This is a genomic window from Edaphobacter lichenicola (assembly GCF_014201315.1).
Lineage (GTDB): Bacteria > Acidobacteriota > Terriglobia > Terriglobales > Acidobacteriaceae > Edaphobacter > Edaphobacter lichenicola_B.
The window spans coordinates 1,381,768-1,402,367 of record NZ_JACHDY010000001.1 but is presented as its reverse complement, the minus strand read 5'-3'; the positions used below and the strand labels follow the sequence as shown (position 1 = coordinate 1,402,367).

Below are 20,600 nucleotides of genomic sequence, written 5' to 3'. Positions count from 1 at the left end.
GCGGTTGCAAGAAAACTCTGCACCGTTTTGATGTTCAGTGAACCAGCAACTATTGGGAGGGAGCGTTCAATGCAACTTGGAATGATAGGCCTGGGTAGGATGGGAGCCAACATGGTGAAGCGGTTGGCCAAGAATGGGCATGAATGCGTTGTCTTCGACAGGTCGCAACAGGTTGTCTCTGATCTTGCGAAGGAAAAGGGCGTTACGGGCGGAACTTCGCTTGAGGACTTTGTTAGCAAGCTGTCGAAGCCGCGCGCTATCTGGCTGATGATTCCTGCGGGAGTGGTCGAGCAGACAATTGCCGAGATCGTGCCGCACCTGGAGAAGGACGACATCCTGATTGATGGTGGAAACTCGTACTACATAGACGACATTCGGCGCTCGAAGGAACTTGAGCCGAAGGGAATTCGCTATGTGGATGTGGGGACGAGCGGGGGCGTATGGGGCCTGGAGCGCGGCTACTGCATGATGATCGGTGGCCCGAAGGAAGCTGTTGAGTATCTCGATCCAATCTTCAAGACGATTGCTCCTGGGGTGGGCGATATCCCCAAGACTCCGGGGCGTGAGAAGGTTGGTGGCACGGCGGAGATGGGATATCTGCACTGCGGCGAGACCGGCGGCGGACACTTCGTCAAGATGGTGCATAACGGGATCGAGTACGGGATGATGGCGGCCTATGCCGAAGGGTTGGGCGTGCTGAAGGCGGCCAACATCGGCAAGCACACGGCGGAGATCGATGCTGAGACGACGCCGTTGCGCGATCCTGAACACTATCTTTACGACTTCAACCTGCCTGACGTTGCCGAGGTCTGGCGTCGGGGGAGCGTGATTGCTTCGTGGCTGCTGGATCTCACGGCGTCTGCGCTGATTGTAGACCCTGAGCTTTCGAAGTATGGCGGAAGGGTTTCGGATTCGGGTGAAGGACGCTGGACGATCAAGGCTGCGATCGATGAAGGCGTTCCGACTCCTGTTCTGACGACGGCGCTCTATTCGCGGTTCAGTTCGCGAGGTGAGGCCGACTTTTCCAACAAGCTGTTATCTGCGATGCGCTTTGCCTTTGGCGGCCATCTTGAGAAGCCGCACGAAAAATAGTCTTGGGACTTGAAGGAGAAAACTCGTGAGTCAATCTCATTCCGATGCGCTAGTCTTCTTTGGTGCAACCGGCGATCTCGCTTATAAGAAGATTTTCCCGGCGCTTCAATCGATGGTCAAGCGGGGCACGCTCAACGTGCCGGTGATTGGCGTGGCGAAGGCTGGATGGAACCTTGATCAGTTCAAGGCGCGCGCCCAGGACAGTCTCGAGAAGCATGGGGGGCTGGATCCGGACGCGTGGGCGAAGATGAGTGCGCTGCTGCAGTATGTCGATGGGGACTATGTGGATCCGTCGACGTTCGTTGCGGTGCGGAAGGCGCTGGGTTCGTCGGAGCGACCGGCTCATTATCTGGCGATTCCTCCTTCGTTGTTTGAGGAAGTTGTCGAGCAGCTGGTGAAGTCGGGTTCGGCTAAGGGCGCGCGGATGATTGTGGAGAAGCCGTTCGGGCATGATCTGGCTTCGGCGCAAGAGCTGAACCGAATTCTGTTGTCGGCGTTTCCCGAGTCGTCGATCTTTCGCATCGATCACTATCTGGCGAAAGGGCCGGTTCACAACATGGTGTCCTTTCGCTTTTCAAATGCGTTCCTGGAGCCGATCTGGAATCGCGATTATGTTGAGACCGTTCAGATCACGATGGCGGAAGACTTTGGGGTTCAGGGGCGCGGAGCTTTTTACGACCAGACGGGCGCGATTCGCGATGTGATCCAAAACCACATCTTCCAGGTAATGTGCAATCTCGCGATGGAGTGCCCGGCGCGCGGCGATGCAGAGTCGATGCGTGATGAGAAGGTGAAGGTGCTCAAGGCGATTCCACCGATTCAGTCGAAAGATCTGGCTCGTGGGCAGTTTCGTGGCTATCTAGATGAGAAGGGTGTTGCGCCTAACTCGAAGGTCGAGACGTTTGCTTGCCTGAAGCTTGAGATTAACTCGTGGCGATGGGATGGCGTTCCTTTCTACATTCGTGCGGGGAAGAATCTTCCAGTGACGTGCATGGAGGTGATGGCGCGGTTTCGCAAACCACCGCACACGAACATCACGGAGCCGAATACGGCGCAGAACTACATGCGCTTCCGCATAAGCCCAGAGATGACGGTGGCGATGTCGGTTTCTGTCGCCGACGAACTTGGTGGTGGACGCGAGGCGGTGGAGTTGATTGCTAGCCGTCATCCGAGTCCGGAGGAGATGGAGGCGTATGAGCGGGTGTTGACGGACGCGATTGCCGGTGACGCTACGCTGTTCGCGCGGCAAGACTATGTCGAAGAGGCTTGGCGGATTGTTGATCCTGTTCTGAAGGAAGATACGCCGGTGTATGTTTACGAGCCTCACACATGGGGCCCCCCAGAGGCAGGGAGAAATATTGTTCCTTGCTGTGGATGGGATACGCCGCTTGCACAGGAGCCAGACGACTTCAGAGTTGTCGCGAGGGGATAAGGAAGAGCTTCGGCTACGGCCGGAGCTTTTTCAGGCTCGTGTGACGGTTATGCCGAGTTTTTCGTATGGGCGTAGGAGAGATTTTTCTGCGGAGCGTTCCGTGATGATGCCGCTGATCTCTGAGAGCGGGACGATGGCGTAGGGAGAGGCTGCGTTGAGCTTTTCGGCGGAGGCCAGGACGATGGTCTCGGCTGCTGCGTGGCTCATGGCTCGCTTGATGGCGGCTTCTTCGTAATCGCCTGTAGTTAGGCCCGTCTTTGGGTGGATGCCGGTGACTCCCATGAAGAAAGTGTCTGCGTGGATTTGAGCGATGCTCTCGATTGCGGAGGCTCCGACGGCGACGACGGAGTGTCGGAAGAGGCGTCCCCCGATGAGGATGACTTCAATGTTTTTGTGGTCGATGAGTTCGAGGGCGATGGTGGGGCTGTGGGTGACGATGGTGGCTTTGAGGTCTAGAGGGATGTGCCGCGCGACTTGTCTGGCGGTGGTGCCTCCGTCGAGGACTACGACTTGGTTTGGTTGAATCATCTTTGCTGCTGCGCGGCCGATGGCTATTTTTCTCTCTGGTGCGATTCGTTCGCGGCTGGGAAAATCTGCTACGGCGGGAGAGGCAGGGAGGGCTCCGCCGTGGACGCGTTGGAGGAGACCGTCGTGAGCCAACTCGCGGAGGTCGCGGCGAATGGTGTCTTCCGAGACGCCCATGGCTTGGCTTACTTCTTTGGCGATGACCTGGCCCTGACGCTTGAGGATGGAAAGGATCTGTTGTTTTCGATGGGTGGTTAGCATTCGGTTATTCACGATAATACTTGACTTTGCACGAAACTGCACGATATCGTTCCGGCATGATGAATTTCGTGCAGGCTCCCTCCATGAAAGACCGCGTGCGGATCAAGAAGGTTGAGACGCTGTCGGACGATTGGTACGTGTTGAAGAAGACGACGTTTGATCTGCAGAGGAGCGATGGAACTTGGCAGCAGCAGAGCAGGGAGACGTACGATCGCGGGAATGGCGCGACAATTTTGCTGTATAACCTAGAGCGGCGAACGGTTGTGCTGACGCGGCAGTTTCGGTTTCCTGCTTTTGTGAATGGGCATCCGGGTTTGCTGATAGAGACGGCCGCTGGGCTTTTAGATAAGGCCAGCCCGGAGGAGCGGATCAAGGCTGAGGTGGAGGAGGAGACTGGGTATCGCGTCGATCATGTTCGGAAGATCTTTGAGGCATTTATGAGTCCAGGGTCGGTGACCGAAAAGCTCTACTTTTTTCTTGCGGAATACGACAACGGGAGCAGGGTAACGGCAGGCGGCGGCAACTTCGTTGAGGGCGAAGATATTGAGGTTCTGGAGCTTTCGATCGAGGATGCGATGGCCGCTATTGGGACGGGTGCGATTGCGGATGGCAAGACGATCATGTTGCTGCAGTATGCCTTCATTCATGTGTTTAGCGAGACAGGAAAGGCTATTTCCGTTGTTTGTTGAGGGCTGTGACAGATTTCGGTTCGGAGGATTACAATTTCGAGCGCGGTGTAGGTAACGATCTCTAGGGAGTGGATTCTATGGCTACGATGACTGCGGTTCAGCCGGGGACTTTTGGGTTTCCAGTGTCGATCAAGAAACGGTATGAGAACTATATTGGCGGAGAGTGGGTGGCGCCTCTGTCGGGACAGTACTTTGAGAATGTGACGCCGGTGACGGGGCAGGTGCTGTGCGAGATTGCGCGTTCGAATGCGGCGGATGTGGATCGCGCGCTCGATGCGGCTCATGCAGCGAAGAAGGCCTGGGGAAAGACCTCGACGACGGAACGAGGCCGGATGCTGGAGAAGATTGCACAGCGGATTGAAGACAATCTGGAGATGCTGGCGACGGTTGAGACGTGGGATAACGGCAAGCCGATTCGCGAGACGATGGCGGCGGATATGCCTCTGGCTATCGATCACTTCCGTTATTTTGCGGGTGTAATTCGGGCGCAGGAGGGATCGATCTCGGAGATCGACAAGGACACGATTGCTTATCACTACCATGAACCGCTTGGTGTGATCGGGCTGATTATTCCGTGGAACTTTCCAATTTTGATGGCGACGTGGAAGCTGGCTCCGGCGTTGGCAGCAGGGAACTGCGTGGTGCTGAAACCGGCAGAGCAGACGCCGATGTCGATCCTGGTTTTGATGGAGCTGATCCAGGATATTCTGCCGCCGGGCGTGGTGAATATTGTCAATGGCTTTGGGCTGGAGGCGGGCAAGCCACTGGCTTCGAGCAAACGCATCAACAAGATTGCGTTTACGGGCGAGACGACGACGGGGCGACTGATTATGCAGTATGCCTCGCAGAATATTATTCCGGTGACGCTGGAACTGGGCGGGAAGAGTCCGAATATCTTCTTCAAGGATGTGGCTAGCGCGGATGACGCGTTCTTCGATAAGGCGCTCGAAGGCTTTACGATGTTTGCATTGAATCAGGGCGAGGTGTGTACCTGCCCTTCACGCGCACTGATTCAGGACACGCTCTACGACCAGTTCATGGAGCGTGCCCTGAAGCGCGTTGGTGCGATCAAGCAGGGGAATCCGCTGGATAAGACGACGATGATTGGCGCGCAGGCTTCGAGCGAGCAGATGGAGAAGATTTTGTCTTACTTCGACATCGGCAAGCAGGAGGGTGCGGAGGTGTTGGCGGGCGGGAAGCGCGCTGCACAGACGGGCGATCTGGCGGAGGGTTTCTATGTTGAGCCGACCGTTTTTAAAGGCAACAACAAGATGCGGATCTTCCAAGAGGAGATCTTCGGGCCTGTGGTTTCGGTGACGACCTTCCATGATGAAGACGAGGCACTGGCGCTGGCGAATGACACCCTCTATGGTCTAGGCGCGGGCGTTTGGACAAGAGACATGAACCGGGCGTATCACTTCGGCAGGGCTATTGAGGCGGGACGGGTGTGGACGAACTGCTATCACTTGTATCCGGCTCATGCTGCGTTTGGAGGGTATAAGCAGTCGGGTGTGGGACGAGAGAATCACAAGATGATGCTCGAACACTATCAGCAGACGAAGAATCAGCTGGTGAGCTATAGCCCGAATGCGATGGGATTTTTTTAGAGGACATGGGGTAGAGATGAACGATTTACCGGAACAGGTTGTGACGACGCCTGCCGCTGACGAGTTGATGGGCAGGTTGTCGAACAAACATGGGGAGCTGATGTTCCATCAGTCGGGAGGTTGCTGTGACGGCAGCTCCCCCATGTGCTATCCGCGTGGAGAGTTTTTAGTTGGCGACGGGGATGTGCTGCTGGCGACGCTGGGGGAGACTCCGTTTTATATGAGCGGGAGCCAGTTCGAATACTGGAAGCACACGCAGCTCATATTAGATGTGGTGCCGGGACGCGGTGGGATGTTTTCGCTGGAGAACGGGGAAGGGGTACGGTTTCTGATCCGGTCGAGGGTGTTCACGGATGTGGAGATTGGTGCTCTTAGGGCGGCTGGGCGCATTTGATCCCGGTGGCTTCTTACGCCGCAGCGAGAATTATTTTTTTACGGCAAGACACTTGGCCATGATGGCGGAGTGAAGGCGCTCGCGTAGACCGGGAGAGACCTCGTAGATCTCGTTGCCTTTGTAGACCTCGATGGTCTGATGAGTGGTGTTGAGCACGACGCGGCAGTGCTGGCATCCGGCGGTGTGTTCGCTGATCTCTTCGCGGAGCTCGGTCGTGAGCTGGTCGTCGAAGTAGTCGGAAAGATGGCTCAATAGGTCCGTGCAGTTCATGCTGGCTGGCCCTCCTGCTTCTGCCGGAAGTATCGGCTGAGACGCTCGCGCAGTTGAAGCCGCGCGCGCAACAATCTGGATTTCACTGCGGGGACGCTCAAGCCGAGTGCCTCCGCAGTCTCTTCCGTGGAGAGATTTTCAACGTCACGAAGAGTGAAGACGGTGCGGAATCCTGGAGGAAGACCCTGAATGGTCTTGCGGAGGATATCGGCGAGCTCAGCCTGGTTGTACTGCTGCTCGGGGTTCGGCCTCCACTCGGCGAAGTCGCGAGGGATAGAGCCTTCGTCGGTCTGGACGTCTTCGTCCATGGAGACGGTCTTGCTGGTTTTGCGCTTGCGCAGCCGCATGAGGCTCTCATTGACCGCAATGCGGACGAGCCAGGTCGAAAACTTCGAGTTTCCCTGGAACTGATCCAGCTTCTCGTAGGCCTTGAGGAATGCGTCCTGCGTGATGTCTTCGGCGTCTTCACGGTTTTGAGTAATATGCTGCGCGACCCGAAAGATCTGGCGCTCGTACTGACGAACCAACTGCTCAAATGCTGCTGTATCCCCCTCTTTCGCGCGCGCTACAAGCGCTACGTCAGGGTGTACCTCTTCCGTGGCTGGAGATTGGATGGCGGGCATGAGTGAAAAGGTGCGGAAATAGACACTGGAATCGCCCGGTTGAAGGAACGGGAAGATTCAGTATCTACAACATAGTAAATGTCGGTGAGGCAGAGAGCAAAGTTAGGGATTGGGGGAGTGCTTTGCAGGGCGGGTTTTTGTTGCCGAAAGAGCGATTACAGGAGAACACGGCTTGGGAGGTTCACGTTCTCCGGTGTTGCCGAACGTTGATGGAGAAAGGACTTAGCCGCGGGCGAACTTGCGGCGGAGTGCGCTGGCTGCTCCGACCAGGCCGGTGCCGAAGAGGATGATGGTGCTTGGCTCCGGGGTCGGGGCCGGGGTCGCGGTGGCATTGGTGACGACGAAGTTGTCGTCGTTGTAGTCGAGGTCGGAGCCGGTGAGCGGCTTGAGGCCTGTAACTCCGAGATCTTCCATCCCGACATAGATGCCTGCAGGAAGACCGCTGAGTCCGCCGGAGTAGGGGGTGGAGTAGGCGTGGTTGTAGCCGTCGTCGTTGTAGTCGGCTGGTGATGCGACGCCGAAGTAGTCGACGGAGCTGAAGTATTGGCCCGTTGTGACATCGTCAAGGACGAAGACGAGGGAGTCGCCGGCTTTGACAGAGAGTGAGACGGAGGATCCGACGGCGGAGCTGTGATTGTTGAGAGCGGGAGCGGTCCGTGTGCCGGAGGTCTTGTCCCAGAGGATGATCTTGTCGTCGTTGCCGGCGCCGGAGGAGTAGAAGTAGGCGGTGACTACTCCGTTGCCGGTTGCTGTAAACAATTGGTCAGGAGCTAGTTGTCCGACGTTTGCGTAGGGGATAGGGTCGCCGAAGAGAGGGATGGAAGCGAGGGCGAGGGTAGAGGCAAGGGCGAACAGGCTTAGGCGCATAGTATTCCTCATGGGCGGTCTGGAAACTCTTTCAGGGAGTGAGAGAACGCGATTGCGGGACAAAAGAAATATGCATTTACCTGCATCTCTGCAGCCCTGTTCGTCTATTCGGCCTTGAAGGGGGAATCTTTACCCGTGTCGTGAAAAAGGATTGGCATTTAGTAACTTCGGAGCGCTCGGCACCAATAAGAGGCAATAGGGGCAGGTTGGACGCATCCTATGAAGTATCTTTAGTGGTATCCGTGGTGGTTCACGGTCGATTGGTGCTGCGGAGCCAGAGCGGCTCAGCTTAGAGTGGAGATGTGGGTTGGAGAAACAAGGGAACGATGGGGACCATCAGGGGTAAGGTTTGGTCGGCGGTGGTTGCCGCTGCTTTGATGGGGATGAGCGTGCCGTGTTCGGCGGGCTATACGGTTGGGCAGGCGCAGACCACAACCCCGGCGACGCCGCAGTCTAAATCACAGCCTAAGAAGGCACAGACACCTTCCCAGTCTGGGACATCTTCTGCGGGCGCGGGGAAGGCTTCGGGATCGAAGACGAAGGGAGCGAGTGGGAAGGCGAAGGAAGGGACATCTGGCAAGACGCCGGGCAGTAAGGCGAAGGGGAAGAAGGGCGCTGTGAGACGGAAGCACCACATCGTCTCGCGGAAGCCAACGGCGCAGACGATTCGGTTGACGAGCGCGTTCAAGGCTTCGGAGCTGCTTCGTCCGATGGCGCAGCAGCTGGCGGCGACTCGGTCGGCAGCGGCTTATAGCGGGGTGGAGGCATATGCGCGGCAGCATCCGGGAGAAGGCGCGGCGGCGGCTTACCTGGCGCTGGGGCATGCTGCGATGCTGGATCATCGGTATGACGATGCGGTGCACAGCTATCGACAGGCCAATGTGAGCGGTACGGCACTGGACGACTACGCCGATTACCTGGGGGCGCAGGCTGCGATACAGGGTGGGCATGGGGTGGATGCATATGGGTTGCTGGACGGCTTTGCGGAACGGCATCCTGAGAGCATCTTCGACACCGGTGCGTCGGTGTTGCTGGCGAATGCTCATTTGCAACAAAATGACCCACAGGGCGCGTTGAAGGTTCTGGTGCCACTGGCGGATTCGGCGCAAGGGTCGCATGTCGACTTTCGTTATGCTTTGGCGCGGGCTTACCAGACCTCGGGCGACACGGCGCACGCGGCTTCCATTTACAGAAGTATTTATGTTGGATTTCCCTTGAGCGTTGAGGCGGCTCAGGCACGTACGCAGTTGCAGGCGATGAATACGCCTCCTACTGCTGCGGAACGTAAGGTTCATGCCGACCAGCTGTTCAACGCCAAGCGATACGCGGAGGCTGGAGAGGAGTATCACTCGATCGAGCGGGATAGTTCGGGTTTGAGTGCGGCTGACCATGATGCACTGTTGATCTATGCTGCGGCATCGGATATGAGATTGAAGAAGATCAGCCGGCGAGAGGTGGAGAAGCTGCCGGATACCAGGGACGATAGTGCGGCGCTGAAGCTGTATCTGCTAGCCGAGTTGTCGCGTAATGAGGATGACCAGAGCGCGCATGACGCTTTGATTGCGCGGATGGTGAGGGATTTTCCGACGAGCCGGTGGCTGGAGGAGGCACTGTATTCAGGCGGAAATATGTATCTGCTGAAGCATGACCCGCAACAGGCAACCTATCATTATGCGCTGCTGGTGAAGCTGTTTCCGAAGAGCTTATATGCGCCGTCGGCACACTGGCGGGTGGCGTGGATGAACTATCGGCAGCATAACTATGCCGAGGCGGGGTGGTTGATGGAGGAGCAGATCCAGATGTTTGGCGGGGGGATCGAGATTCCGGGGGCTCTCTACTGGCGCGGGCGAATCTACGAGGATGAAGAGAAGAACTTCGGGCAGGCTGTGAACTACTATCGCGCGCTGACTGCCTCGTATATCAACTCCTACTATGCGGGGCTGGCGAGGCAGCGACTGAATGTGCTGAAGACGCAGACGGCGAGTGTCGCTCCTGCTGCGGCTTTGAGCGCGGTGCATGTGCCGGTGGTTCCGGATTTGACGGGGGAGTTGCCGGAGAACGAGCCTCATCTGATCAAGGCGAGGCTGCTGGCGAATGCGGCGCTGAATGAATATATCGGGCCGGAGATTCAGGCGAGCGAGACCTCGAGCGAATGGGGCACGCTGGCACAGGCGGAGATCTATTCGTCGTATGGAGAGACAACGCGGGCGATTCAATCGATGAAGCACAGCGGGATCTCCTTTTTTTCGCTGCCACTGGATGAGGTTCCGACGGTGTATTGGAAGCTTCTGTTTCCGCAGCCCTACTGGGCGGATCTGACGGCAAACTCTCGGAAGAACGGGTTGGATCCTTTCCTGGTGGCGTCGCTGATTAGGCAAGAGTCGGAGTTCAATGCAGGTGTGGTTAGTCATGCAAACGCCTGGGGGTTGATGCAACTGCTGCCTTCTGTGGGGAAGTCGGCGGCGAAGAAGCAGGGGATCAAACACTTCGACGCGAATATGCTGTTGAATCCGACGACGAACCTGCAGTTGGGAACACTGAATCTGCGTGAGGTGATGGACAGGTTCGGTGGACAGGCTGAGTATGCGCTGGCTGCCTACAACGCAGGGGACGTGCCGGTGCGGCAGTGGATAGCGATCGGAGACTACAAAGATATCGCTGAGTTCGTTGAGTCGATTCCTTACAGTGAGACGCGGGAGTATGTGCAGGCGATTCTGCGTAACCGTGAGATCTATCGTGCACTGTATGCGGCGCAGTAGGGCGAACCACGCTGTCTTCTTTTTGTGCAAAATGTGGGATTGACAGGAGCGGGAATTCCGTTATTCTTTGCACCAGAAGTAGTGCATAGGACGACACAGCACAAAGTCATCCAGGAGGTCTCTTCCGCAGCCTGACAATTCGGTATTGGCGCTAGAACGTGAGTCGTGAACCGCAGACAACCGTTGGGAGAAGAGGCAAGCATGGTAGCGGAATTGAACCTACTTGAAGTGTGGATCCCGGAGCAGATGCAGCCGGGTACGTTGTTTCTGCTGGAGCAGGCGGGCGAGCTGGGTAAGGCGGATAACCCTTACTGGGCGGTGCTGGCGTGTCCGTCGTGCGGGTCGCTGGGGCTGATTACGAAGCAGCAGTGTGCGGGACTGGAGTCTATGATTTGTGGGGCTTCCGATTGTTCAGCAGAGTATTTTCTTGAAGATCAGACAATTCGGTATCGGCTGGCAAATTAGAAGTGTGTGTCCTGCCGGACGGGCCCGCTCCGCGCCGGGCGGGCACTTCGTGACATGTATACCGGTCCTGGCTGGGTGAGTACGCTGGCCTCCCGTTGGTAGGGACGAACGGATGGATTACTCGTGTCTTAGAGCCACGACGGGGTCCATGCGTGAGGCGCGCACTGCGGGGAGAAGCCCGGAGATGACGCCGACTGCGGCGAGGATTGCGAACGAGACGAGCATGATAGTTGGGGAGGCGCGGAGAAGGATGTCGCCCTCGTGGTTGGCTGTCTTGTAGATGTCGGAGTAGAGCGGCATCGGCGGGATAAGGTACGCGACGATGACCGCTACGGTCATTCCGACGATGCCTGCAAGGAAGGTTAGCGTCAGGCTTTCCAGGAGAAACTGCGTGAGGATGTCTTTGCGGCGTGCTCCGAGAGCTTTGAGCAGGCCGATCTCGCGAGTGCGCTCGGTGACCGAGACAAGCATGATGTTCATGACGCCAACTCCGCCGACGCCCAGCGTCATGGCGCCGATGATGCCGAGGAGAAGGTCGAGCGCGGTGCTGAACTGCATGATCTCGGCTGAGTCGGCTACCGTGTCCCAGCTGGGGACAGCCTTGTCATCCTTGGGATCGAAGTGGTGCCGCTGGGCGAGCACCGCTCGTACAGCCTGCAGCGCCTTGAGATGAAGCTCCGGAGCACTGGGCTGGAAGACGATGCTGTCGGGGTCGCGCTGGTTGCGGAGCAGGCGCATCATGTCGAAGGGTACAAAGGCGTTTTCATTGTCAGGACCGTTGTTGGAGGAGTCCTGGATTTTGTTTTTTAGAACGCCGATCACTTGAAAGACGTGGCCTTCGATCTGGACCGATTCCCCGACGGGAGGGTAGCCGTTGAAGAGTTTTTGTGCGGCGTGCGGGCCGAAGATGACAACCTGGCGATGATCGGTGAAGTCGGCTGCTTCGAAGTAGCGGCCTTGATCGACGTTGAGCCGGCGCATTCCTCCGTAGGGGAAGTCGACTGCTTTGCTTTGGATGTTGACCACCTTGGAGCCGTACTTGAAGCTGAAGCCGTCGTCGGTCTCGGAGCTGACTGCTTTCAGGAAGGGAACTGCGTCGCGTACTGCTTCCGTGTCGCCGTCGAGGAACTTTACTTTTTTGCCGGATCGTTCGCCGCCAGCCTGCATGCTGGTTTGACCGCCCCACACCATGATGACGTTGTCGCCCAAGCCCATGAAGCCGTTGAGTACGCCTTCGCCGAGACTCTTGCCGTAGCTAAGCAGAAGGACGACGGTTACCAGTCCCCAGATGATTCCGAGCATGGTGAGGCCAGAGCGCAGACGGTTGCGGAGGAGTGAGTCGAGGCTCTGGCGAATGATTTCAAGCAGGCTCATCTTTATTCTGTCCTCAGGCATTCCATGGGGCTAAGATTGGCAGCGCGAAGAGCAGGGTACATTCCTGCGAAGACAGTGATGGCCGCCAGGGTGGTGAGCGATGCGGCAATGGCCATTGGAGAGATTACGGGATGCGGCACGAAGTCGGGAAGCGGGACGTAGCGCATTGCGACGCAGATGCCGACTCCGAGTGCCAGGCCACCGAGTCCGCTGACCAATGTGATGATTGCTGACTCGACGAGGAATTGGCGCTTGATATCGATGGCTGTGGCTCCGAGGGCTTTGCGGACGCCTATCTCGCGAGTGCGTTCAGTGACTGCGACCAGCATGATGTTCATGACGCCAATTCCGCCCAGGGCGAGTGTGAGCAGCGCTACGGCGCCGAAGAAAAATGTCATTACGCTGAAGATGCGTTCGGTAAACTTCGAGCCTTCGAGGGTGTCCCATATCCAAAGAGCTTCTTTGTCGTCGGGATCGTAGTGATGACGCTCTGCGATGATTCGCGAGACCTGGTCCAGGGCTTTTTCGTGCATCTCGGGCGATACCGGTTCGACGACGATATTGTTTACATATCCGCGAATGACGCCGGGGCCTTCGGTGGGTGGGAAGTCACGGGCCATGGCCGAGTAGGTTGTGAAGAGTTGCGTGTTGTCCGGGCCGCTGCCGTAGCTGCCATTCTGCTTCTTTTTTGCAAGCACTCCGATGACGGTGTATTGATAGCCGCTTACCATCAGCGGTTGTCCGATGACCGGTTTACCGGGAAAGAGCTGCCGGTTGGCTTCGGCACCGAGCAGAATGACTCGTGCTCCTTCGTCCTCGTCCTGCGCGGTCATGAGACGTCCCTGCTCGACGGTGAGGGAGCGAAATCGTTGATACTCTGGCCATACTCCACGCACCGGTCGGTTGGCTGCGTTCCACTGGCTGACCTCGGAGACGCTGCGGCGGAGTTCGGGGCTTACGGTCTTTACCAGAGACGCTTGTTGCTGGATCGCGATGGCGTCATCGACGGTGAGATGAATGTCTCGGCCCGCGGCGTATCCTCCCGCCTGGGCACCGGTCTTGCCGCCAAAGATGATCGCGATGTCTGTACCAATCGTGCGGAGATGTTCCTTCTGGTCCACATTGAAGCCGATGCCAAGGCCAACGAGCAGGATCACTGACGTGATGCCCCAGACGATGCCGAACATTGTAAGAAAGCTGCGAAGCTTGGTGTCCCAGAGCGCAGACAAGGTTTGCATCAGGATTTCGTGGAAAGGCATAGATGGAACCGACCCGAGATAAGATGCGAACTCTTCGAAGATACGCAAAGATGCCGGCTGAGGTTCCCTGCGGGGGAATCTCTCGGGAATGCGTTAAGATGGTGCAGGCGGTCCTCTCTCTCTCGCAAGCCCGGATGGTGAAATCGGCAGACACAGCGGACTTAAAATCCGCAGACCTTAACCGGTCGTGGGGGTTCAAGTCCCCCTCCGGGCACCACAGACAAACAACTTACGCCATTTTTTGGCAGCATTTGGGCAGGAAAATTACTCATATAGATTCTTCACATCGTCGAACTCGTCCGACGGCAGGGGTTCTTTTGAAATAGTTTGGCGCGTGCCTCTGAACGGCTGAGAGTCGGGTGCTCTCTATCAACAAGTTAAGAGTCAGGGTACTTCCAAAAAAATGTAAAACACGGAGCGACTTATCGCACTCGCGAGCTTTCGCGAATCATCAGTTGCAAAAATTAGAAGAGTGGCTATAGAAAACTTTTTAGAGGCGGCCATAGCAGATCCCATCGCGTTCCCCTAAAGTCAGTCGTACCAAGTATCGATTCAGATGATTTCGAAGTAGTTTATGGCTTACAGGGTGTTGCGAATTGGCTTTCCCCACTTTCGATGCGAACCTGTCTCGTCAAATCTTCCGAACCTAGAAGGAAGATCGTATGGTCCGCAGTTCTTCGAGAGATTCCACTACGTGTCAGTACGTCTGGAACAAATCCCACCCTCACAGCGTTGAACGTAGCTTAAATAGAACCCAGGCGTGATTACGATCCGTTCCATCTCGGATTAGAGATCTTTCGTGCATATAGCGAAGAGTGCTTGTAGTGCAGGCCAGATTCGGCCGGTCAGCAACATTCATTCACTAATGGACGTGATGGAACACATGCCTATCTAAAAACGACCGCGTAGATTGCCGTTTACTCTGCGAAAGGTCGGCCTGAATTTAGTTTGTCGATCCGCGGTCATGCATCGCGGCATCGTTTTTTGATTATCTTGCGAGGCACAGGAGACGAATCATGAAGACACTATGTGGGTTGCTAGTACTATTTCTCGCCGTCACGGTGATGGGAGCGGGGCAGGCGATCTCGGTTAACGGTGGATCAATCCAAGGGACAATCACAGATAGCACCGGAGCGATTGTGCCCGATGCGACAATCTTTATTCTCGGCAATGACACCAATTCCTCGAAGACTCTGAAGTCTGATAGCAGCGGTTTCTATAGCCTGGGACCTTTGACTCCCGGACCTTATACGGTGACGGTGAGCGCTGCTGGGTTTGAAAAGCTTACGGTGAAGACCGTAGTCCGGACGGGGACGGCGACGAATGGAAATTTCAAGCTCGCGATTGGCTCCTCGACCGAGACGGTGGAGGTCAACGCGGGGGCGCTTCAGATCAACACGGATCAGGCTGGCGTCAGTGATGTTATTACGAAAGATCAGATCGATTCTCTTCCTGTCAATGGGCGCAACTTTCTCGATCTTGCCCAGATCGAACCGGGTGTCATCCTGCAGAGTGGGGAATCATTTGACCCCACGAAGGCCGGTTATTCGGCTATCTCAACCAGCGGTGTTTCTGGCCGCACGACCCGCATTCTGCTTGATGGTCAGGACATTACTGACGAGAACGTTGGAACAACCATCTTCAACGTGTCGCAGGGTGCGATCGGCGACTTTCAGTTGAACCGCTCGACCCAGGACGTCTCGGGTGACGTGACTTCTACCGGCCAGGTGCTGGTATCGACCAACTCCGGAACCAACGCGATTCACGGGCAGGCCTTCTACAACTTCCAGGATCACCGGGCGCTGTTTGCGAACACTGCAGGCGGGATTGATACCCCTTTCCAGCGTAATCAGTACGGTGGAAGCGTCGGCGGACCAATCATTAAGAACAAGCTGTTCTTCTTCGGAAATGCGGAGCGCATCAAGCAGGAGTCTCCCGTTTCGATCACCATGGCCCCAATCTTCCTTGCGATTCAGCAGGCGCACCCTACCATTCCTTCTCCTTATCGTGAGACGTATTCGACAGTTCGCCTGGACTACAACGGACCCTTGAGTGTGCACTACTTTGTTCGCGCGAACTATGATGTCAACAAGTCCAGCTCAAACTTTGGCGCGGGCTATGAGATCTACAACAACCGCGACAACACGCCCGGTCTTGCGGGTGGCGCGGACTTCACGACGGGACACTTCACTCACTCTTTCCGCGGCAGCTATGAGAAGTTTCACAATCTTCTGGTCGACGGCACTGCGGGAAACACCAGCGTATATAACGGCTTTCAGGGGGCGAACGGACAGAACCTGAACTTCCGTCTTGCGTCGGCAGGACTATATTCCGGTCCGAACGTTGATGCTCCTCAGAATACCTACCAGTCGGATAAACAAATACGCTACGACGGATCCTGGACCAGGGGCTCCCATCTGATCCGGTACGGCTATAGCCTGAATCGTATTCTTGGTGGAGGATTCGCAAGTTTTTTTCAGGATTCTCCTCGTGTGAGTCTCCTGGCCGGCAATCTGGTCGCAAATTGCGGGAACGGGACCCCCGGCACCTGCCCCTCTGATCCCGTGAATGGGTACTTCCCTTCCCAGGTCCGGTTCGGCAACGGAGAGGGCTTTTCAACAGAGAACCCCGGTTTCAACCTTCCGGGTGGCGGACTCACCGATTGGCGCCAGGGAGCCTACATCTCGGATAACTGGAAGATCAGTCCCAGCTTCACGCTCACAGGGGGTCTTCGCTGGAGCGTCGATACCGGCCGGGCCAACCAGGACTTGGCAACCCCTCTGTGCTCGGACGTCGCCCCGGGGCTGTTGTCACCATGCTCGGGAAGCGCCCCTCTGTTCGATCAGTTTCAGCCTGGGCTTGGTAAGAAGGTTCACCAGCCGTATGCAAACTTCGGTCCTCAGCTTGGCTTCACTTTCAGCCCCGGAGACCACAAGACAGTGCTTCGTGCAGCATTCGGCATCTTCTACGAAAGTGACGTCTTCAACAATACTCTCAACGCCCGTGGCCCGCTTCTCAAAATGGGTCTCTTCAACGACGCAAACCACACGATCTGCGGGGGAACCAACTCGCTAACGCTTCCGGATGGCACAGTGGTTACGAGCGATGGCGGCGTTTCCATCGCCACGCTTTGCACAGAACCAATCAGTCAGGCAGGTCAGCACTTCCTCAACCTTTCGAATCTCTTCCAGAAGGTAACCGCATCCGTTGGGCCCGCCAGCAATGGTCAATTTGTCGGAAATACGTTGACGGCTACTGCCATCTATGGGGCTCCTTACCGAACACCGTACTCCGAACAGTGGAACGGCGGCATTCAGAGGGAGATCTTTAAGGGTGGCATCCTCTCAGTCGATTACGTTCATAACTCAACCCTTAAGATCGTTCAACAGATTGACGTGAATCATGTTGGGGCTGCTCGCTATCTCAACACCGCCGCGGCCCGAAGCGCCATAGCAACAACCACCAGCGGCTTCGGATGCGCTGGTGGATCCACGAGCGCGGCAATCACGTGTTCCATAGCGGCTGGAGCTTCGATCCTGGACTTCGCGGGGAATGGGGTCGATTCGGGGAGAACCTTTAACAACACCAATCCAGCATCCTACAATGGACTCACTCCCGATACGGGGGCGGCGTTTCCCGGGGCCAATCCTTTGCTGGGAGAGGGGCTTTTCCTGCTACCCGTCGGTCGATCTGGCTATGATGCGCTGCAGGCGGTCTTCCGCGAGCAGAAGGCCCATCCGGCTCCTGGCGTTATGTCCTCCAATCTGCAGATCTCCTACTCGTTTTCCCGTATCGTCTCGACGGCAAACCCCGCCATCAACAACGGCAACACAGGCGTAGGGGACCAGTTCTTCGCTTCGCCTTCGTACGACTGGGACCATCCTACCCAATATATTGGCCGGAATGGATTGGATCACACGCATGCGATCTCGTTCGGCGGTTCGGCAACGCTAAAGTATGGACCACAGGTCGGCATCATCGGTCACTTTTACTCCGCGGCGGCCACCGATCTGAATCTTGATAATGGCGGAACCGGTGGAGGTCCAACGGCTGGTATCTTCCAGTCCGACGTAACCGGTGACGGCACGATCGGTGATCTTGTACCCGGAACGAATCCCGGATACTTCATGCACCAGTACAAGGGCACGAACCTGAATAATTTGATTAACCAGTACAACGCGACGCAGGCCGGTCAGTTGACACCAGCCGGACAGGCTCTCGTCGCAGCCGGGCTATTTAGTCAGCAGCAGTTGGTTGCTCTCCAAGCGACACAGCAGCCTATCGTCCCAGTGCCGGAGGCTCATGGACCCGAGAACGCCTTCTACCGTGCCCTCGATGTCAACTTCTCCTATCCGATCCGTCTTTCCCGCTTACGGGAGGGTCTGTCCCTAGTGCCTGGCATCGCGTTCTACAACGTCGCTAACTTCTCGAACTTCAAAGACTACGAAAACGGTACTTTGGCAAATACCACCACTGGCAATTCGAGCGGCCTGCTCAATGGTCCTAATGGTTTTAGTGATCACGATCAGAATCGCGTGCAACGTGGTTCGGGCACATCAGACATCGGTGGGCCTCGGAGCACGGAGTTCCAGTTGAAGCTCAACTTCTAACGTTTGTGGCAGGATGCAATGAAGAGCGCTTATGGAACGATGACGTCGAAGGCTCCGGTCTCGATGGTCGCGCCGTGCTTCATCTGGATGAAGATTCGGTAACGGCCAGTAGAGGGAAATCCGTAAGGAAACTCGACGGTATGGGAGAGCGGCTCGTTATGCGTCCCCATATCCATGTCCATGGCTCCGTTGCGGTCGCTCGCATCATTCTCGTTAGTTCCGTTGGCGAGCATGAGCGCAGCCATCGCAGCGGACCCCTCAGGATGAGTGTGAGCAAAGACGGTGCCGTCCGTCTTAACAAATGCTGCGTGACCTGTCATGCCCATGTAAGGCTGGACATCCGCAGCGGGTTTTCCATTCGCATCAAGCAGACAAAAGCGGAAGGCATATGCGGTGTTTGCATTGATGGTTGAGGGGCGATCCCACACCATCACGTATCCATCGGGCAGTTTGTAAGAGTTGCCAAGTTCGCCGCGGCGCAGAGGCGGGGGAGATCCATTTGCATCGTCGGGGCCAAGTGGACTGCCCGGCATATTGGGAGGAATGGTGATCGTCGAAACAAGCGTCTCAGGGAAGCCGTTAGCGTGGACGATATCGCCGTAGAGCTTGTAGTCTCCGGCTGGCATCGAGGGCAGCGCGATATGAAAGTCTCCTGGCGCTGGCAGTTCCGGATGCAGATGGAAGACTTCATCCATCTCCGGCTCGCGAATGGCATAGAGATGCATCAAGTGGCCGTGATCGGGAAGAAAATCCTTGTTGGAGCGGGAGCTTCGAGTTTTGCCGCCATCATAGGCGAGTACGTTGAGATCGAGCAGATTGCGAGAGAGCGCTGGCTGCACCGACATAGGGTGATAAACATTCAAGGAGTAAGCTGCGGCCTCGACGTTCCACCAGGTCGCGCCGCCCCAAATCAGAAGAGCCATGACAGCAATGCTGCCGACGGTAGCCAGAATGGCTCTTCGTCTTCGACCAGGCGATGGAGCGGCGCCGGGTTCAAGACGCGCATCGCGGACGGCCGCAGCAACGATACCGGCCATGCTGACAACCAGAAAGAGGCCAAGGATTCCCAGCGCGAGACCAAGGCCGTGCTGCATCTTCAAGGTCGAGATAGCGACTGCTGGCACGGGAACCGACGCGATCTGATCTCCGGCCTCCCCTGTAATTTCGAAGCGGACCTGCCAAGAGCCGGAGGCCATCATCCAGATGCTACCTGTAAAAAACGCAGGGTCGGCAGTAGAGCTCGTCATCGGGTCAGAGGTTGGAGGATGCTTCGATGCCTCGCCGGTGATTGGGAGGGGGGTAATGTGAATGTTCCTTACCATCGCGCCGCTGGAACGTACTTCGACCCAGGCTACGCCGGGTATTACCGTCGGCATGCGAATCGTGACGAAGAGCTTGTACGGGCCAGCGTTGATCTGTTCAAAAACGTCCTTACTGCCGACGTGGGCGTGGGCTAAATGAGGAGCGTCAAAAAGACAAAGTATCGAGAGCAGGAGAAGACGAACTTTGCTGGACAAACGGTTCACCTTTGTACGCTCCGCATCCAGCGACCGAAGCTCCGTCCGATCCAGGTTCCGATTGAACCGTAGACGGCAGCCCGCAGCAGGCCGCTAAATAGGACCGCACCATGGTCGGGTTCGAAGAAGATGCGCATGCGGTCGAAGCCATTGGGGCGGGAGTTGTAGTCAAAGTAGCCGGTGCCGAAGAACCGGTTCTCCGATGCTTTGGAGAGAAGGAATGTGGCGAATGGCCACTCGACGATGACCAGAACGGCAATGAACAGAAAGCCGGAGACCAAAGCGCCCATCCAGGGCTTCCATTCGCGGGTGCGTTGCCAGAGGAGATCGAGTGCGAGCGCGGGTGCGAAGATCAGGATGGGGAACTTTGCGGGAACCATGTGTGTGACCGGATAGAAGACGGGGCCAAGTTTCGGTTGCGCAGGGAAGAGCGGGAGGATGAGAATCTCACAGATAGCCACGATCATGTATACCGCGGCGGTTGAGGTCGCGGCCCATTTATATCGCGACGCCTGCGAGAGCATGGCGAAGACAACAGGGAGAGCGATACCCATCGCGACGTAAGGACTTACCGAGTGAAGCTTCACGTCCCAGGTGTATTCCAAGAGGAAGAACATCTGGCCGCCTATGAAGAGGCCGCCGACGTACAAGAAGAGACGCTGCAGAGTCTTGAAGGTATGTCCGCTCGACTCTTCGGCAGAGGCGCGATTCATTGCGGCGAGGATCAGAAAGAGTATGCCGATTGCGACACAGCGAATGCCGAGGATCAGCAGTGTGTGGGGTGGGCTGACGATTTTGACATCGAGACCGTACGCGGCATGCCACCAGTTGTCGAACGGGGCCGAAGTGATCATCG

General features: G+C 56.7%; 16 protein-coding genes and 1 tRNA gene. 9 read left to right on the top strand and 8 right to left on the bottom strand.

Translation table 11 applies throughout. The features are described from left to right. Window positions 1–69 precede the first annotated feature (69 nt). Both gnd and zwf read left to right on the top strand, forming a co-directional pair. Entirely contained in the window at window positions 70–1,092 is a 1,023-nt protein-coding gene (gnd, locus tag HDF09_RS06000; RefSeq protein ID WP_183762845.1) for a phosphogluconate dehydrogenase (NAD(+)-dependent, decarboxylating), read from the top strand. Window positions 1,093–1,117: 25 nt separating this feature from the next. Beyond that, complete coding sequence (zwf, locus tag HDF09_RS05995) at window positions 1,118–2,524, top strand: glucose-6-phosphate dehydrogenase (RefSeq protein WP_183762842.1); 1,407 nt, start codon at window positions 1,118–1,120, stop codon at window positions 2,522–2,524. A gap of 30 nt (window positions 2,525–2,554) precedes the next feature. On the opposite strand, the gene HDF09_RS05990 is transcribed toward zwf, so the two are convergent. Next, a complete protein-coding gene (locus tag HDF09_RS05990) occupies window positions 2,555–3,310 on the bottom strand; it encodes a DeoR/GlpR family DNA-binding transcription regulator (protein ID WP_183762840.1) in 756 nt (251 codons plus the stop codon). Between the two features lie 56 nt (window positions 3,311–3,366). Between HDF09_RS05990 and HDF09_RS05985 the strand changes: the two genes are divergently transcribed. The 3 genes from HDF09_RS05985 to HDF09_RS05975 all read left to right on the top strand — a co-directional run bounded on the left by HDF09_RS05985 (window position 3,367) and on the right by HDF09_RS05975 (window position 6,000). Then, window positions 3,367–3,999, top strand: coding sequence for an NUDIX domain-containing protein (locus HDF09_RS05985; protein ID WP_221270007.1), 633 nt, complete (start codon window positions 3,367–3,369; stop codon window positions 3,997–3,999). 77 nt (window positions 4,000–4,076) lie between these two features. Then, window positions 4,077–5,606, top strand: coding sequence for an aldehyde dehydrogenase (gene adh, locus HDF09_RS05980; protein ID WP_221270006.1), 1,530 nt, complete (start codon window positions 4,077–4,079; stop codon window positions 5,604–5,606). Window positions 5,607–5,622: 16 nt separating this feature from the next. Continuing rightward, window positions 5,623–6,000 (top strand): DUF779 domain-containing protein, encoded by a 378-nt coding sequence (locus HDF09_RS05975; RefSeq protein WP_183762837.1) that lies wholly within the window; start codon window positions 5,623–5,625, stop codon window positions 5,998–6,000. Between the two features lie 30 nt (window positions 6,001–6,030). On the opposite strand, the gene HDF09_RS05970 is transcribed toward HDF09_RS05975, so the two are convergent. The 3 genes from HDF09_RS05970 to HDF09_RS05960 all read right to left on the bottom strand — a co-directional run bounded on the left by HDF09_RS05970 (window position 6,031) and on the right by HDF09_RS05960 (window position 7,760). Beyond that, window positions 6,031–6,270 carry an anti-sigma factor family protein gene (locus tag HDF09_RS05970; RefSeq protein WP_183762834.1) on the bottom strand — a complete coding sequence of 80 codons (240 nt, stop codon included), beginning with the start codon at window positions 6,268–6,270 and terminating at the stop codon, window positions 6,031–6,033. After that, entirely contained in the window at window positions 6,267–6,893 is a 627-nt protein-coding gene (locus HDF09_RS05965) for an RNA polymerase sigma factor (RefSeq protein WP_179585025.1), read from the bottom strand. Before HDF09_RS05965 ends, HDF09_RS05970 begins: the two co-directional genes overlap by 4 nt. Before the next feature lie 222 nt (window positions 6,894–7,115). Continuing rightward, window positions 7,116–7,760, bottom strand: a complete 645-nt coding sequence (locus HDF09_RS05960) for a PEP-CTERM sorting domain-containing protein (protein WP_183762831.1) — start codon at window positions 7,758–7,760, stop codon at window positions 7,116–7,118. Between the two features lie 326 nt (window positions 7,761–8,086). Here HDF09_RS05960 and HDF09_RS05955 point away from each other — a divergent pair, with 326 nt between their 5' ends. Together HDF09_RS05955 and HDF09_RS05950 are read left to right on the top strand one after the other, a co-directional pair. Then, on the top strand, window positions 8,087–10,519 hold the full coding sequence (locus tag HDF09_RS05955) for a transglycosylase SLT domain-containing protein (RefSeq protein WP_183762828.1): 2,433 nt from the start codon (window positions 8,087–8,089) through the stop codon (window positions 10,517–10,519). Window positions 10,520–10,720: 201 nt separating this feature from the next. Next, window positions 10,721–10,984: a hypothetical protein gene (locus HDF09_RS05950; RefSeq protein ID WP_183762825.1), complete on the top strand. Its 264-nt coding sequence runs from the start codon at window positions 10,721–10,723 to the stop codon at window positions 10,982–10,984. 117 nt (window positions 10,985–11,101) lie between these two features. On the opposite strand, the gene HDF09_RS05945 is transcribed toward HDF09_RS05950, so the two are convergent. Together HDF09_RS05945 and HDF09_RS05940 are read right to left on the bottom strand one after the other, a co-directional pair. After that, the gene (locus HDF09_RS05945) at window positions 11,102–12,358 is read right to left on the bottom strand and encodes an ABC transporter permease (RefSeq protein WP_183762821.1); all 1,257 of its coding nucleotides are present in this window, start codon (window positions 12,356–12,358) and stop codon (window positions 11,102–11,104) included. Window positions 12,359–12,360: 2 nt separating this feature from the next. Beyond that, a complete protein-coding gene (locus HDF09_RS05940) occupies window positions 12,361–13,596 on the bottom strand; it encodes an ABC transporter permease (RefSeq protein WP_260180939.1) in 1,236 nt (411 codons plus the stop codon). A 149-nt stretch (window positions 13,597–13,745) separates the two neighbouring features. Between HDF09_RS05940 and HDF09_RS05935 the strand changes: the two genes are divergently transcribed. Beyond that, window positions 13,746–13,834, top strand: a tRNA-Leu gene (locus tag HDF09_RS05935). A gap of 799 nt (window positions 13,835–14,633) precedes the next feature. After that, window positions 14,634–18,227 (top strand): TonB-dependent receptor, encoded by a 3,594-nt coding sequence (locus HDF09_RS05930; RefSeq protein WP_183762814.1) that lies wholly within the window; start codon window positions 14,634–14,636, stop codon window positions 18,225–18,227. A 29-nt stretch (window positions 18,228–18,256) separates the two neighbouring features. Here HDF09_RS05930 and HDF09_RS05925 read toward each other — a convergent pair whose 3' ends face one another. Together HDF09_RS05925 and HDF09_RS05920 are read right to left on the bottom strand one after the other, a co-directional pair. Next, window positions 18,257–19,753, bottom strand: coding sequence for a hypothetical protein (locus tag HDF09_RS05925; RefSeq protein WP_311718787.1), 1,497 nt, complete (start codon window positions 19,751–19,753; stop codon window positions 18,257–18,259). After that, entirely contained in the window at window positions 19,750–20,598 is an 849-nt protein-coding gene (locus HDF09_RS05920) for a hypothetical protein (RefSeq protein ID WP_260180938.1), read from the bottom strand. Before HDF09_RS05920 ends, HDF09_RS05925 begins: the two co-directional genes overlap by 4 nt. Window positions 20,599–20,600: the final 2 nt, after the last annotated feature.

Excerpts from the sequence above, each read along its gene's own strand:
- gnd (WP_183762845.1), top strand. The coding sequence starts at position 70 with ATGCAACTTGGAATGATAGGCCTGGGTAGGATGGGAGCCAACATGGTG.
- HDF09_RS05990 (WP_183762840.1), bottom strand. The coding sequence starts at position 3,310 with ATGCTAACCACCCATCGAAAACAACAGATCCTTTCCATCCTCAAGCGT.
- HDF09_RS05985 (WP_221270007.1), top strand. The coding sequence starts at position 3,367 with ATGATGAATTTCGTGCAGGCTCCCTCCATGAAAGACCGCGTGCGGATC.
- adh (WP_221270006.1), top strand. The coding sequence starts at position 4,077 with ATGGCTACGATGACTGCGGTTCAGCCGGGGACTTTTGGGTTTCCAGTG.
- HDF09_RS05975 (WP_183762837.1), top strand. The coding sequence starts at position 5,623 with ATGAACGATTTACCGGAACAGGTTGTGACGACGCCTGCCGCTGACGAG.
- HDF09_RS05970 (WP_183762834.1), bottom strand. The coding sequence starts at position 6,270 with ATGAACTGCACGGACCTATTGAGCCATCTTTCCGACTACTTCGACGAC.
- HDF09_RS05965 (WP_179585025.1), bottom strand. The coding sequence starts at position 6,893 with ATGCCCGCCATCCAATCTCCAGCCACGGAAGAGGTACACCCTGACGTA.
- HDF09_RS05960 (WP_183762831.1), bottom strand. The coding sequence starts at position 7,760 with ATGCGCCTAAGCCTGTTCGCCCTTGCCTCTACCCTCGCCCTCGCTTCC.
- HDF09_RS05955 (WP_183762828.1), top strand. The coding sequence starts at position 8,087 with ATGGGGACCATCAGGGGTAAGGTTTGGTCGGCGGTGGTTGCCGCTGCT.
- HDF09_RS05950 (WP_183762825.1), top strand. The coding sequence starts at position 10,721 with ATGGTAGCGGAATTGAACCTACTTGAAGTGTGGATCCCGGAGCAGATG.
- HDF09_RS05945 (WP_183762821.1), bottom strand. The coding sequence starts at position 12,358 with ATGAGCCTGCTTGAAATCATTCGCCAGAGCCTCGACTCACTCCTCCGC.
- HDF09_RS05940 (WP_260180939.1), bottom strand. The coding sequence starts at position 13,596 with ATGCAAACCTTGTCTGCGCTCTGGGACACCAAGCTTCGCAGCTTTCTT.
- HDF09_RS05930 (WP_183762814.1), top strand. The coding sequence starts at position 14,634 with ATGAAGACACTATGTGGGTTGCTAGTACTATTTCTCGCCGTCACGGTG.
- HDF09_RS05920 (WP_260180938.1), bottom strand. The coding sequence starts at position 20,598 with ATGATCACTTCGGCCCCGTTCGACAACTGGTGGCATGCCGCGTACGGT.